Annotated in this window: 15 protein-coding genes and 1 riboswitch; of the genes, 6 read left to right on the top strand and 9 right to left on the bottom strand. The window is 50.7% G+C overall.

What is annotated here, in order from left to right:
• Positions 1-153: 153 nt before the first annotated feature.
• Complete coding sequence (locus PGL02S_RS13785) at positions 154-342, bottom strand: hypothetical protein (RefSeq protein WP_006208082.1); 189 nt, start codon at positions 340-342, stop codon at positions 154-156.
• 350 nt (positions 343-692) lie between these two features.
• On the opposite strand from PGL02S_RS13785, the gene PGL02S_RS13780 reads away from it, so the two are divergent.
• The 5 genes from PGL02S_RS13780 (at position 693) to PGL02S_RS28790 (ending at position 4,813) form a co-directional block, all read left to right on the top strand.
• Positions 693-1,742, top strand: coding sequence for a serine hydrolase domain-containing protein (locus PGL02S_RS13780; protein ID WP_036643676.1), 1,050 nt, complete (start codon positions 693-695; stop codon positions 1,740-1,742).
• 156 nt (positions 1,743-1,898) lie between these two features.
• Positions 1,899-2,177 carry a hypothetical protein gene (locus tag PGL02S_RS13775; protein ID WP_036643678.1) on the top strand — a complete coding sequence of 93 codons (279 nt, stop codon included), beginning with the start codon at positions 1,899-1,901 and terminating at the stop codon, positions 2,175-2,177.
• A gap of 65 nt (positions 2,178-2,242) precedes the next feature.
• Positions 2,243-4,201 carry a hypothetical protein gene (locus PGL02S_RS13770; protein WP_036643680.1) on the top strand — a complete coding sequence of 653 codons (1,959 nt, stop codon included), beginning with the start codon at positions 2,243-2,245 and terminating at the stop codon, positions 4,199-4,201.
• A 100-nt stretch (positions 4,202-4,301) separates the two neighbouring features.
• On the top strand, positions 4,302-4,640 hold the full coding sequence (locus PGL02S_RS13765) for a DUF4870 domain-containing protein (protein WP_006208078.1): 339 nt from the start codon (positions 4,302-4,304) through the stop codon (positions 4,638-4,640).
• 41 nt (positions 4,641-4,681) lie between these two features.
• Positions 4,682-4,813: a hypothetical protein gene (locus tag PGL02S_RS28790; protein WP_006208077.1), complete on the top strand. Its 132-nt coding sequence runs from the start codon at positions 4,682-4,684 to the stop codon at positions 4,811-4,813.
• A gap of 688 nt (positions 4,814-5,501) precedes the next feature.
• On the opposite strand, the gene PGL02S_RS13760 is transcribed toward PGL02S_RS28790, so the two are convergent.
• The 6 genes from PGL02S_RS13760 to PGL02S_RS13735 all read right to left on the bottom strand — a co-directional run bounded on the left by PGL02S_RS13760 (position 5,502) and on the right by PGL02S_RS13735 (position 11,536).
• Positions 5,502-6,866, bottom strand: a complete 1,365-nt coding sequence (locus tag PGL02S_RS13760; protein ID WP_036643683.1) for a nucleobase:cation symporter-2 family protein — start codon at positions 6,864-6,866, stop codon at positions 5,502-5,504.
• A 38-nt stretch (positions 6,867-6,904) separates the two neighbouring features.
• Complete coding sequence (locus tag PGL02S_RS13755; protein WP_006208073.1) at positions 6,905-7,474, bottom strand: xanthine phosphoribosyltransferase; 570 nt, start codon at positions 7,472-7,474, stop codon at positions 6,905-6,907.
• Between the two features lie 142 nt (positions 7,475-7,616).
• Positions 7,617-7,717: riboswitch (purine riboswitch) on the bottom strand.
• A gap of 196 nt (positions 7,718-7,913) precedes the next feature.
• Positions 7,914-9,011, bottom strand: a complete 1,098-nt coding sequence (locus PGL02S_RS13750) for a metallophosphoesterase (protein ID WP_006208072.1) — start codon at positions 9,009-9,011, stop codon at positions 7,914-7,916.
• Between the two features lie 126 nt (positions 9,012-9,137).
• Complete coding sequence (locus tag PGL02S_RS13745; RefSeq protein ID WP_370511138.1) at positions 9,138-9,443, bottom strand: hypothetical protein; 306 nt, start codon at positions 9,441-9,443, stop codon at positions 9,138-9,140.
• A 243-nt stretch (positions 9,444-9,686) separates the two neighbouring features.
• Complete coding sequence (locus PGL02S_RS13740; RefSeq protein WP_006208070.1) at positions 9,687-10,589, bottom strand: TrmB family transcriptional regulator; 903 nt, start codon at positions 10,587-10,589, stop codon at positions 9,687-9,689.
• Positions 10,590-10,684: 95 nt separating this feature from the next.
• A complete protein-coding gene (locus tag PGL02S_RS13735) occupies positions 10,685-11,536 on the bottom strand; it encodes a zinc ribbon domain-containing protein (protein WP_036643688.1) in 852 nt (283 codons plus the stop codon).
• Positions 11,537-11,920: 384 nt separating this feature from the next.
• Between PGL02S_RS13735 and PGL02S_RS13730 the strand changes: the two genes are divergently transcribed.
• Entirely contained in the window at positions 11,921-12,289 is a 369-nt protein-coding gene (locus tag PGL02S_RS13730; protein ID WP_006208068.1) for a hypothetical protein, read from the top strand.
• A 168-nt stretch (positions 12,290-12,457) separates the two neighbouring features.
• Here the strand turns inward: PGL02S_RS13730 and PGL02S_RS13725 are convergent, their stop codons facing one another.
• On the bottom strand, positions 12,458-13,336 hold the full coding sequence (locus tag PGL02S_RS13725) for a M15 family metallopeptidase (protein ID WP_006208067.1): 879 nt from the start codon (positions 13,334-13,336) through the stop codon (positions 12,458-12,460).
• Positions 13,337-13,522: 186 nt separating this feature from the next.
• A complete protein-coding gene (locus PGL02S_RS13720; protein ID WP_036643690.1) occupies positions 13,523-14,257 on the bottom strand; it encodes a hypothetical protein in 735 nt (244 codons plus the stop codon).
• Between the last annotated feature and the right edge of the window lie 37 nt (positions 14,258-14,294).

Raw genomic sequence — 14,294 nt, 5'->3', positions numbered from 1 at the left:
GTCTATCATCGACCGCAAACGCAAAAAAACCGCCTTCGGGACATTTGTCCCAAAAACGGTTTAACCATATTCTCTAAATGGTTCATATTATTAGTTGTTAACAAAATGAACATGCTTGTGATATTTCTATAGATATCAGGTGCTTATTACAGGTTACGAAACGGAGGAATTCAGCTTGCCAAGTTCATGCTCAACAACAAGTGTAAGCTCTTCTTCATAGCCCCCCATAATATGGTACTTCCGGACATACTCCTTTACAAATTTTTTCGGATCTTTAGGCCGGAAAATTCGTGTCATTTCCCGCAGACTTTCCTTAACCTCATTGTGACCTTTCGTTGCCATGTTGGATCCCTCCCAAAACGTGTGGAATAAAATTACTCCGTTTAAAGAGAATGCCGAAAAGATCTACCTCATTAAGTTGAAGCCATATTGCAGTTCTAACGGTGATGATTAGGTTGATATTCAGCAACTTACCAATGCACCTGACACTATACATACCCTTACAGCATGCAACTGAATCATTAATATATTATATCATATTCTTCTGTTTGTTTCATCTTTCCCAAAAAATGTTTTTTAGTACGATGAATTTCATATATCATCAATTACGCCCGGAATTGGTTAAGATACATTCATAATCCGTGAAACGCAATCAAATCGCAATAAGATTCCAACATAAGGAGGCCCTTCCTATGGCAGAAACACGCTCTATCCTGCACTCCCCTTATTCTTCCGGCTCCCCGATTCCTAGTGCGGAACCGCAAGACTTGGGGCTCCAGCATGAGATTCTGGATCAGGTCGACAAGATCATCCAGAAACAATATCCGAAAATGCGCAGCTTTCTGCTGCTGCATAGCGGCAAGCTCGTATATGAACGCTACTATGGCGGGCACAGTGTTTCTTCGCTCAATGATCTCAGGTCAGCCACAAAGAGTTTTACATCCATATTATTTGGCATTGCCCTCTCGCGCGGCGAATTGCCCGATCTGAATTCATCCATTAAAGACATCTTCCAGCGGTATATTCCCGAACGCGCTCATCCTCTCCTGCACAAGGTTTCCCTTCATCATTTACTGACTATGACCTCAGGCTTTGCATGGCAAACAGGCAAGAAGCTGGGAGAGCCCCTCATTCACCGCTTCCACCGCAACCGGAAATGGACGAGCTTTGCGCTTTCCCTGCCTGTGGTTGAGCAGGAGATGGGGCTGTTTCAATACCGGAGCACGGATTCACATCTGCTCTCCGTCGCCATTAGCGAAGCCACGGGAATGGATGCTTACACCTATGCCAGGCAGCATCTATTCGGTCCCCTGGGCATTCACCATGCTGCATGGTCTCCAAGCCCTGAGGGCCACAGCATGGGTCACGTCGGGCTCTATCTCACGTCAAGGGATATGGCCAAATTCGGTTTATGCTGCCTGGACGGAGGACGATGGGAAGGTGAGCGTCTCATTCCGGAATCATGGCTGGAGCAAGCACTTACTCCCCAAGTTAAGGGCTATCCCGCTTTTGGCGATTATGGATTCCAGTGGTGGAACGGCATGCAGAACGGTACGCCCTTTGCACTCGCACATGGCCATGGTGGACAGCAAATCTATCTTTTTCCCAAGTTGGATACGGTCGTTGTATTTACTGCCGATAGCAAGGTCAGCCGCTGGAAGAATCCTCGTGTGCTGCTGGAACGCCATATCCTTGATGCTATCCAATCCAAATCCCCACCATCGTCGGATGACTCTGACTAGTTCGTTAAATTGGGGCGGCATATTTAAAGAAGCGACCATTATTTTCAAGCCTGTATTTGACTTTCATGCACCTTTTAGCGGATAGTACCTTCTCTTTCTGGTTACTTTATGCGATATGAATCATTTCTAAAATCAAGCCTGAGAGGAGCATGCGACATGTCCGGTAAAGACAAAGATCTCCATCCGATTTCAAACGAAGAGGTTGAAGTGGACGGAACGTACACCAATGAATGGGGTCGGGAGGAATATTTGAAGCGCGGCGAAGAGTTCCCGTTTGATCCGCAGAAGGGCTCTACGGAGTGGAGACTGGCTGAATATGATTTTGACAACCATCATCAAGGCAGAACAGACGAACGTATGGTTCCAAAAGAGAAGGGCCCGGATAAACAGGTGAATGCCGAATCTCCGCTGCGCCATGATGTCGAAGTTGATTAATCCCTTGTATACCGGCAGTGTACAGAGATGGTTCATCAAGTCCTGCTCATAAAGGGTGATACCACATGCGAAAATCGAAATGGGTTCTGCTGCTTATCCCCATTATAGCCGTGGGCGCCCTATGGCTTGCAGCTTATATCGGGAAGCCGGAATACGCCTATGTACCGCCTGAACACAAGTTGGAAAATGCACCACAGCTCCAGGCCCAGCAACTGGGCTTCATTCGCCAGTATGATCTCTGGGGCAAAACACTTACGGTTCCCGGTTCTGCCCTTCAGGACCAGGATCCTCGCTTATCCGCGGCTAACGGAGCTATAGAAATAACGAAAGACATGATTGCTCTGGGGCGCCGCACCCTTTATGAGGAGACCTTTGGCAATGAGGTATTCTTAACCGATATTCTGGGGATTGTTGACGGCCCAATGAAACTGGGCAAAATCGCCAAGGCTATCGCTGAGCTGAAGGGAAAGGGCACGAACAATTTACAAATCGAGCTTGATCAGGATGTTACAATTGGTGGCAAATCCTTCCGCAAGGGAGATAAGATTGACACTGGCTTTGATGTAGCCAAAGGAGCTTATGCCCCGATCGGTGTCAAAGTAAAATATGACAAGGGTAAAGCCCGTATCGGAGTCACCTGCATGGCCTGTCATGCTACCGTCAACCGCGAGACGGGAATGGTGGTGGAAGGCGCACCGAACTCTGATCTAAACTTGGGTTTCATGCTGGCGCTGGCACCTAACAGCTCGGCATATTTTACCCATACGGATGTCACGAAGCTCGTGGATTTTATTAAGAACGAGAACCGTACCGTCATCAATTCCAAAGGAAAACCCGAGGCACTGCCCGATCCAGCAGCACTGGAAAAGGCGGTTGACGACAATCTCATGAAATGGGCACCCGGCAATTTCGATACTACCGTTGATCTTATCAGCGATGTGACCCAAATTCCCGATATGTTCACGAAGGGTGATCATCCGTTCAGCTGGAGCGGCTTCGCTATTGCGGGCCCTTTCAAGGGGCTCAGCACCTTCAGCAACAATGTGCATGCACAGAATACGGATACCTTGAGCCAAAGCGAGATCAGCGAGCCTTTATGGGGGATCGACAAGGAAATCTATGTGGGTACCATTTTGCAAAATGCAGCTCATCGCAAGTTCCGTTACGACCCAAAGAGCGGGCTGAAGCCAACCGAATTCTTCAACCGGCTGGACCCGAATCCCGGCACCCCCGGTGTCAATGAAGTAATCAAGATTCCGAACTTCCCGAAGGTTTCGGCAATTGCGCCCAATGGACTGTACATCAGTTCGCCCGGATTTCATGCCGGGGAGCAGGTTAATGCCATGTCTGCCTATCAGAATACGGTGCGTCCGCCAGACACAGATTCTTCGGCAGCCACCAATGCCAAGACCATCCATCTCGGAGCGGAGGTATTCAAAAAAGTACAGTGCATCTCTTGCCATGCAGGTGATTTTTTCACGAATAACCGGATTCTGCCTGCTGTCGAAATCGGCACTGAGCCTGCAAGGGCCAAAGCCTTCCACACCACGCAAAACGCTTTTGGCGAGGCAGAGTTCTATCCTCCCAACACTCCCGTACCCCTCCCTTCGGATGCGAAGGGGGTCAAGATTCCCCTGGACGGAATCGACCCGAAGCAGATCGAGCTGGGCTTCGGCCATCATCAATCCGGAGGCGGTTATAAGGTCAAGGGGCTGATAGGGCTGCGCTGGTCTGCACCGTATTTGCATGATGGCGGAGTGGCTGTTGGCCCGGAGCTGGGACAAATTGGAGTAGCCGAAAGCGTTATGAAAGGCATTCAGCCGGATCCTTACAACAGCCTGAAGGCCCTGATCGACCGGAAGCTGAGAATGCAGGTCATTGAAGCGAACCGCAAAGATGCACGGCTGAGGGACACCCACATTACGGGTCAGGGTCATGAATATTGGGTGGACGAAAGCAGCGGTTTTACCAAGGAGGAGCAGGATGCTCTCGTGAAGTATCTGCTGCAATTGAAAATGAAATAATATCGGTGCACAACCATCATACTTTGTCCAATCGCTTCATAAGGTAAGGTATAAAGCTTGCCCTACCCAGAACCGGTTTTTAAGACAAGGAGTTGATGAGATGTCCCCTTTCAAATCGTCCACAGGGCTTCCCGAGAATCTGGCCGCAACACTCTGTTATCTTCTTCCCATGGTCGGAGGAATTCTGTTTCTTTCATTAGAAAAAAGAAGCCGTTACGTCATATTCCATGCCCTTCAGTCCCTGCTGGCCTTCGGCATTCTTGCCGTCGCCCACCTGCTGTCGAGCGCGGTGCCCATCATCGGCCTCCTGGCTTCCGCCCTCCTCGCACTGGTTGGCGTGCTGATGTGGCTGGTGCTTATGGCTAACGCCATTCAGGGAAAATGGTTCAAACTGCCCTGGATCGGCAATTTTGCCGAGAAACAAATGCAGCGTATCTGACGTGAGCTGCTCCCATTACGACTGGATACATTATTGCATATGTGAACAACAAAAAAACGGCCTCGCTCCTGCATCTGGAGCGAGGCCGTTTTGGTTGTTCGGGACCGCTGCTGGGAACGCTGTTAGAGAGCAGGCTGAATTCGACCCGTATGCTGGAGCGAAGTTGTTCTTAAGTTCGGGACTTTTTTTAAATTGACCCTCTTAAGGGTGCAGTTCACCCTTTATCCGTGCTAGTGCTATAGGTAAATATGGCGTAACGGACCTAGTAGACGTTATTTTCAAAAAGCGAGCATGTTTTGAGATGTAACGGACCCTGGAAGCGTTATTTGACAACTAACGGTGGGGATATCAAGCCCATATGGACACTTTAACGACTACTGTGTCCGTTAGAGTTGAGGAAGTGGCGATATCCTGTAAATAAGGGATATGAGGTCCGTTAGCTAATAGCTCCTGATTCGAGGGGACATCAACTATCACATTAGTTACTATTCATGCAGCAGCGATCACTTTAGTTACTATGCAGAACAAGCAGCATTCTATTGTGTTAGTTACTTATTACATTCAGATCACAACAATCCATCACATTAGTTACATTCATGCAGACACGGAGCAGCCATAGCCCCCAACCCATCATTCAAAGAAACCCACGGGTCCGCATAACACCGGGTAACGGCCATAACCAAGATAACCGTGAGTAATATTGAAGAGAATCACGGATAGCGACTCGCCGTCGCTATCCATCTGTAATGCCGGTGCAGCGATCCCGTCAGTCCATAATAAAAGGCAGAGCAAGATATGGAATCTTGCTCTGCCTTCTTCTTTTTGAAACCCGAGTTATCCAGCTGCTTACACAGGCACTCCTTATGCGGCATGCCCTTCCGCAGTATCACCTTGCTCTGTACGAGTAGGCTTCGTATAGTTCAACCCGTTAAATATCAGGTTCAGCACGATTGCTGTCAAGCTGCCTGCAACAATGCCGTTATCTGCAAGAATACGGATGCTGTCCGGCAAATTAGCGAAGAGATCCGGTACAGTCGTCACGCCAAGTCCCATACCCACAGAACAAGCAATGATGAACAGGTTCTCATGACGGTTCAAGTCAACCTGATCCCCCAGCATGCGAATACCGGAAGATACAACCATTCCGAACAATGCAACCATGGCCCCACCGAGCACAGAAGGAGGTACCAGTTGAGTCAAAGCCGCAATTTTCGGAACAAACCCGATCAGGATCAGCAGACTGCCTGCTACAACAATCACGTCCCGTGTCTTCACGCGACTCATCTGGATCAAACCAACGTTTTGAGAGTAAGTGGTGTAAGGGAACGAGTTGAAAATACCACCTACCACAATAGCGATTCCTTCTGCACGGTAACCGCGCGAAAGATCTTTGGAGGTAATATCTCGGTCTACGATTTTGCCAAGCGCCATAAATACACCCGTGGATTCCGCCACACTGACAATCGCCACGAGAATCATCGTTACGATCGGAACGATTTTAAACTCCGGAGTTCCAAAATAGAATGGCTGCGGAGCACGGAACCATCCCGCTTCACGCAGTGGCGTCAGATCCAGGCCCCCGAACATAGCAGCAGCAATGGTACCGATAATCAGACCAAGGAGGACGGAGATGGAACGCCAGAACCCTTTTGCAAAACGGTTCATAATAATAATGAAAACCAGCACCCCAAAGCCAAGGCTAAGGTTCAGCATACTGCCAAATTCTTCGCCGGCATTCGCACCGCCCCCTAGATCCGTCAAAGCAACAGGTATCAGCGTCAAACCAATGATGGTTACAACAGAGCCTGTAACGACAGGCGGAAACACCTTAATCAGCTTGCCAAACAGACCGGAGAACAGAATTACAAATAAACCGGAAGCAATGATCGCTCCGTAAATAGCCGACATCCCGTGCTGCTGTCCGATAATGATCATCGGACCCACCGCCTGAAAGGCACAGCCCAGCATGACCGGCAAGCCGATGCCGAAATACTTGTTGCCGAACACCTGCAGCAGAGTTGCCACCCCGCATGCAAGCAGGTCGATGGCGATCAAATACGTCAGCTGCTCCGTCGTTAAACCGAGCGCCCCGCCAACGATAAGCGGTACGATAATAGCCCCTGCGTACATTGCCAATACATGCTGCAGACCCAGTGAAAAGGTTTTACCCGGATTCCGATTCTTATCAAAGATCGGATCTTGCACCGCTTGTTTCTGCTGTTCCATGACTTCTTAATTCCTCCCAATAAATTGTTGGCTTGGTTCTATGCGAATGTCACTACACCATCATCAAGTGATGCAATACGTACAAGCGATTCGACCCGGTAACCCGCTTCAGCCAGCAATCGCCCTCCGGGTTGGAACGCTTTTTCGATGACGATACCGATGCCTGCCACTTCAGCTCCCGCCTGCTCAACGATGCGCGCAAGTCCAAATGCCGCCTCGCCATTCGCAAGGAAATCGTCCACGATCAGCACTTTATCGCCTGGCTTGATAAATTTCTTCGCTACCGTAATTTCATTCGTTTCCTGCTTGGTGAAGGAGTACACTTTCTCCACGAATATATCCTCACGGAGCGTCAGCGACTTCTGCTTCCGTGCAAAGATGAGAGGCACTTCCATCTCAAGCGCGGTCATAATGCCGGGTGCGATGCCGGAGGATTCGATGGTCAATACACGCGTCACATTCGCTTCCTTGAACAACCGTGTAAATTCCTTTCCAACCTCTTTCATCAATACCGGATCCATCTGGTGATTCAGGAACGAATCCACCTTCAGTACCTGTCCGCTTAATACAATGCCTTCCTCTTTCACTTTGTTCTGCAGTAATTGCATGATGCTCCCCCTTAAATTTTGTTCACATTCCAAGCAAGAAAAGCCCACTTCCTCCTCTCACCGAAACGCCGGGAAAGAAACAAGTGGGCATAAGCAACAAAAACGCACCGTTAGCCAACCGGTCCATTGACCTGGCTTGTCCGCTGCTGCTGCCATAACCCGTAGTCCAATCATTTCCGGTGATCGGGTAGAAACATGCAGGCCTATTCCTGCACCTATACGAGAAAAGTATGATATCCAAATATCTTAGAATGCTTACGTATAAATGTTGAATTTCCGAATGGTTGAATTTCCGAATGAATGAAGTATAACGCATTCCGTATGAAAAAATAAAGTGAAAATTTACGGAAATTAAAAACGTACGCTTCCTGAACTGCAACCTGCAAATGAAAAAGCCACCCCCGGGCGGCTTCCTCAACAGCTTTTCTGCTGCGGTCATTTATTCAAAGGTAACATGGATCTGTACGATCTCGGAACGAGAGCCCAGCCGAATCGGCGGTCCCCAGAATCCATAGCCTGAAGAAACGATGGAATGCATCTGTCCTTTTTGCAGGTACCCCCAATCATTCTCGAACAAGGCCTGGGTAATCAAATGTGCCGGGAAGACTTGCCCGCGATGCGTGTGGCCGGAAACGGTCAAATCAACGCCCTGCTCCTGAGCCTCGCCCAGCGCATTGGGCTGATGATCCAGCAGAAAGACAGGCTTGGACAAGTCCGCACCCTCCATGATCGAGGATAACGCAGCTCGGTCCTGATCCTGTTTGTCACGCCTGCCTACAAGCGTTATGCCCTCCACCGTCTGCTTCTCATCATACAATACGGTCATGCCACTCTGTTCAAGCGCCTCGATCAACTCCGGAATTTCCCCTTCGAAGCGATCATGGTTCCCTAGCGATGCATACACACCGTAAGGTGCCTGGATGCCAGTCAGAATCTGATCAATGCCTTGGTGCAAGTACGCATCCAGATCGTCATCAATAATATCGCCCGGGAATAACACCATATCGGGCTTCAGGTCATTGATTTCCTTCACCATTCGCTCGGCATGGGCCTTGCCTGACAGTACGCCGAAGTGCATGTCGGATGCCATGACGATATTCAGCTGCTGAAGTGCGCCGGCGTCCTTGGCTACGTGAATGTTGTAAGCCCGCACCACTGGACTATATGCATTAAAGGAGCCAAAGCCAATCAGAATGACCATCAACAAAAGTACGATGGAACCAGCAACCTTCTCCATGCCGTCTCTCCGCAAGGCCGTCATTCTCAGCAGCCATAACGTGATATGCATCAACGGTAGCAGAACGATCAACACATAGAATATAGCCATCCAGTAGGAGCCGATAATATTCAGCACCGTAAGGTTACCGAGAAACCGTCCGGATATAAACGATGTCGATACCACGGTCAGCACGGCAATATACACCATTTTGAGCGCAAGGGAGGGGCCGGGTTTCATCCAGCTCCATACGCTTCGCCCGATATAATAAACCAATAAGCCATAAATTATAATCGCTACAATTCCTACAAAAATAAACATCGTCATCCCCTTCCGTAACATCCATTATAACAAGTGGATTTTATAAATCCCAGCGGACGCCGCGGAAGGGGGGATTTCCGATCTATTTAGTTGGGGTACTGATGATGAATGACCCGTATTTTGCAGTTATAGACCTGTTCTTTGTTTAGGGAGCAGCTCATTCAGAAGCGACTTAAGATTGCGATCTTCCGTATACCGCTCTTGACCCAGATCCAGCTCGTTCACCCGGATATACGTATAGGTTTCGGCACTATTCTCCGGTCTAAACAGCAGCTCGTCATGGGGATCAGGCACCACCTGGTATTCCATTTCATGAAACATGTCGAGCAGCTGCTGGCCTGTAGGACTCTTGCCTTTATCAACAAAAATCAATCCCCGCAGCTTCTTAGGCCCTTCCTTGTGTCCGACTGTAAAATGAACGATGCATTCCATGCTCATTCATCCCCCTTCTCTTGGTTGTCGTGGTTGTCGTGGTTGTCGAATAAATCCGTCTCTCTCATGATCTCCTGTCATCTCAACCTTCATTCTAAAACCCATACCGAATCTTAAGCAAATAAACGCCAAGAACCTTCCCGGCGTTCATATCCTAATATGTCTACTTCATTGTATGATAAAATATGATAGCCATCTGTGAGAAAAGTCACTTCTGGTCAACTGAATATCGCAGGCCTTTGCTCAGGCTGTGTTGCGGCTGGCTTCGTCTACGATTTCTGTGGCGTCCACTTCCAGTTCCTCCAACACATCCGAATGTGTCGAAGTGATGCTCTCCTCCGTGGATTCAAGGTCTGCTTCTGCATTCAGATACTGGCTTTGAATGAGGCCAAAATGATCTCCATAGCGCTCTTCCAGCTGTTCGCCCATATCCTGTTCAAGCTGGAACAAGACCATCTCCTGGGTAAAATGATGCAGCAGCAGCTCTGCCATTACCGGATGCTCCGTGATCACGGCCCCTGTATCATAATCTCCTCCGCGCATGCCGAGTATGCACCATTGCCGGTCTACCACAAACGAAAATTTCCGGCCGCCCCCTCGGCGCTCCGCAAGGCCGTTCCATCCTGACCATGCCAGCGTTCTAGAGAGCCCCTGGTCAGGTCCGTCACAGGCCCACAGAACCTTGACTCCGCGCGCTTCGGCCTCAGCTAGCGGTTCGCGCAGAAGTGCGGCTTCCTCACGCCATACGTCAACTACAATCTCTCGCTGGGCCCGCTTTAATTCCCGGGCTAGAACATCCAGCACGGCTTGGTCGCCTTCCATGCTAAGGAAGGGAGCTGCCGTTCCGCTGCCCCGCGGCAGGCTCTTCTCCACAAAAGCCAGTGATGCTTCCACGCGCCCGGATATCATCCGCGTCAATTCCTCCGGCTTCAGCGAACGGTAACGAACAGGTTCTCCGCTCATACGCTCCAGTGCCCCCTGCCGCTCCAGGCGCTGCATGGCTGCATATACGTTAGAGCGCGAGGCTCCCAGGCGTTTAGCGACCTCATAACCACCCGCAGGCCCATACTCGGCCAGGTCCACCATAATCTTCGATTCAATCTCCGTAAATCCCAAATTGCGCAGATGATGCAGCAATTGTTCCATAATATTAGTCCTCCCATAGATGCTTGAACGCTTGCTCATTCATATATAAAAGTCTTCTCTCGCGCGCAAGGGCATGATCGTCCGATCCCTACATCTTAAATCTGTTCAGCGCCGCAGCGCGGGCACCATTTGGAGCCCTTTGGCAGGTCGACACTGCAGATTTGACATTTCACCATATCGCGGGTTTCCTCATCGTCGCCTACATAGTCCTGACTTTGGTTATTCTCCTGCCAGAAGCGTATCCTGCGATCAAGCTCCAGCTGTCTCTCCCGCTCACGCTCAAGCTCCTCCCAGTGACGGCGCTCCTTCTCCTGCTCTTCCTGCTCCAAGCGCAGCTGATCTCCATCTACCTCCGGTTCAGACAACTCGATATCCTCAAGCTCACGTCCACGATCGCGATCATGTTCCGGCTCTGGCTCCGGCTCATACGAATCGACCTCGTATGGATCCGGATTCTGACGGTATTCATAGGAATGAAGCTCTTCCCGTTCCTGTTGTTCTTCGGCAGCTGCATATTCATGATCATCAAACAACATGCTCTTGCGCTCCTGCTGCTCTTTAGGTTCTTCCGGAGCCGATTCTTCCGGATTCATCAGATTAGCAAGCTTGTTCCCGCAATAAGGACAGAAATTGGCATCCAGCGCAACGACCCGGCCGCATTCGCAGACACGCTCATTCTTGAGCACCGCAATCCGGTTCCGGATCGCTTCGATTTGTTCCTGCAAACCATCGCAGGTCTGGGCGAGCTCCACCATTTCCTTTTCCGCGATGGTCATATCCTGCAAGCGGTAGCCTTCATAGAAAACTTTACCCATCTGCAAGTAATAGGAACTCCGCTGTTGTTCAATTTCCGCAATTTGGCTGTTCAGTTTATTCACTTCCACCACGTGCTGGGCTTTTTCAGTTGCACGATTGGCACCATCTTTTAGCTTTTGCAAAATATTCATTCATAAATCCTCCTCTTTCGCATATCCCGAGTCTTTCGACAATCGTCGGCTCATTGCCATATCTCTTCATTATGGTTATAAACGATTTGTAGTTAGCCATAAACCGGGCTATCCCATGTTTCTTTGCAGTTCACAGACTGAACCTCGAGCCATCATATGATCTCTTATCGTCCAGTATACTGCCGTCATGGTTATACTATCATACCAAATTCCATGCCTCATGTGAAAAAGGAAGGGCCTTCCAATCCTCTCTCTTGATTCATCCACGTCCTGAACGTGTATATGATTAGAAAAATGCACCGCACCCTAAAGGATACAACTTGCCTCTTAGCCACACCCTATTTCCGTGCAGCGCATGCTGCCGAAGTCTGGAGGGATATTATTATGACAAACGATAAGAAGACCTATTATGTTTCAGTCAATCACAACCTGATCCAGGATGTGCCGAACGATTCGAATGAATATGTTGTATATATGGATGATGAAGAGGTTTCGAAGCTGCGGGGGCTGCTCCATGAGGTCAGCAGCAGTGACCGGTACGCTTTTAAACGCACCTTTGTCCCTTATAAATCAGCAGATCATGATGACGCCGCGGAGGAATACGATGAACGAACGATAAACCTCTATATCTTTCTCCATGAACATGGGGATGAAACCACTCGCAAAACCATCGAGGATATGAACATCATAGGCAAGCTGAAGGATACCGGTTACGATGATCCTGGTTACGAAGACTCGCCACTGAATAAATAGCCGTTAAATTCCACTCAACACGAATGAATCCCGGAGCAGCCGCTCCGGGATTCATTCACGTAACAAGAACATGGCCCGGCCTTCCTCAGGTCCTGTTCTACTTTATAGATTTGCAGGGCGGGGGACAAGGATAAAAAGTCCCGTTTATCCTACGACTATTAGCACAGCTTACAGTTTAATGTTCGCCTCATCGAAGTATTCCTCCAGCGTCAAGCCGCTATCGGCGATGTCAGGCGCCAAGTCCTTGCCAACATAACGAATATGCCACGGCTCGTACACATAGCCCGTAATGTCCTCGGCCCCGTCCGGATATCGGATGATATATCCGAATTCAGGCGCGCGGCGTGCCAGCCATTGGCCTTCCTCCGTATGTCCGAATGCTTCCTCCAGCGCATTGCCTGCGCTTGGACTGGACACATCAATGGTTAGACCCGTTTGATGCTCGCTCGTACCCGGCACTGCGCTAACACGGTTAGCCTCTGCCTCCCCTTTGGTACGAACGTTATTCTCATATATTGTTTTCTGACGGTCATAAGAACGGTATCCTGATACGGCGCGAAGCTCAATACCGTCCGCTTTGGCTGCATCGAACAATTCTTCGAGTGCATCCGCCGCTTCTTTTCTCAGGTTCCGCTTCTCATGCGGCTCATCAAAAGAAAATGGAACATTCGGCTCCACGAGATCACTGGGTTCATAACCATCCGGCAGGCTGCGCTGTTTATTCACAACCACCGTCACGGCCTCCGCATTCGTTACGACTTGCTTGCCATTGCTCTCCTGAATGGTGGCCTGGAGTGCATTCTCGCTGCGCTTCGCCATCACCGGATCTGCTGGCTGATTCTCAGGCGATGTCTCTCCGTCACCCGAGCCGCCTTCAGGAAGCGTATTTCCTTCCTGACCTTCCGCAGGCGATTGCAGCTCCTGCCCCTGCTCCTTGCCGGAACCCGCATCATCCGATTGACACCCCGCCAGAATGGCCCCTGTCAACAGCAGCGATGACAGCATCACGCTTGTAAATCGTATTCCTCTTCCCGAAAATGCATTCATCTCTGCTTCTTCCTTTCCCACAGTTTGTCCTGACCTCATTGTACCTTATCGGGAATCAGCGGGACAAACGAGCGGCTGGCGAATCATGGCGGATATACTCCGATTATGTCAGTTATACAGCAGCTTATCGCGTTTTACGGCGCCATCCTTAGCTAATCCCATCCAAATTTATGATGGATTCCCCAGCTAAGGCAACCTCAAACTTCTGCGCTTCTGCTCGGCTTGCTTGGCCGCCCCGCGGGCGATCAGGCCGAGCGCCTTGGAAGCGCCGCGGACGCCGGGCAGCAAGCTTGTCCAGTCCCCGACTGGGCCAAGCTGATCTGCCGGAGGCGGTGGTGACAGCTGCACCGCCAGCTCGCCAAGCTGCGGGCCGGGTCGGTGCAGCCGGCCCTCGGCCGCGGCTTCGGCCACCCATTCGCCGGGAGAAGGGCCAGACGGTCCCTTCTCCTTCGCGCGCGTGGCCGTGTCTGCGGCAGAGCCGCCTGCCGACGGGGCTGCTTTGGCCCAGGCAGCGAAGACGCCGGCCAGCACCGCTTCCCGCGGCAGCCCCAGCAGCGTCAGCTGCTGGAGCGGCTCTGCCGCGATGTGCGACGCTGCGGCAGCCAGCAAGGCCGCAGCGTGCCCGCATACCGACTGGCCGCAGGTGCAGTCGGCAGCAGCGGCGAGCGCAGCGCCCGGCAATGGCGAAGGTGCCAGCTCATCGAGCCAAGGGGCACCTTTGCCTGCGAGCAGGCGGTACAGCGCCTGCGGGTCTTCCTGAAGATAGGCCAGCACCGCCTCACGCGCAGCAGCGTCCAGCATTTTTACATGAACGCTGACTTCGCAGTCATCTGGTGATTCTTCGGCTCGCTTCACCTTACCCTTGAGCAGCCCTGGTTCGAACACCAGCTCCATCGGTTCGGATGCTCCTATCGGTTCCATAGCCCACACCTCCTGCAGCCCATCCTTATACTTCAAC

Origin of the sequence: Paenibacillus glucanolyticus NBRC 15330 (genome assembly GCF_004000885.1) — a bacterium.
Taxonomy (GTDB): Bacteria; Bacillota; Bacilli; order Paenibacillales; family Paenibacillaceae; genus Paenibacillus_AQ; species Paenibacillus_AQ glucanolyticus.
Note: the sequence above shows the minus strand (reverse complement) of the source record. Positions and strands in the feature narration are given on the sequence as shown.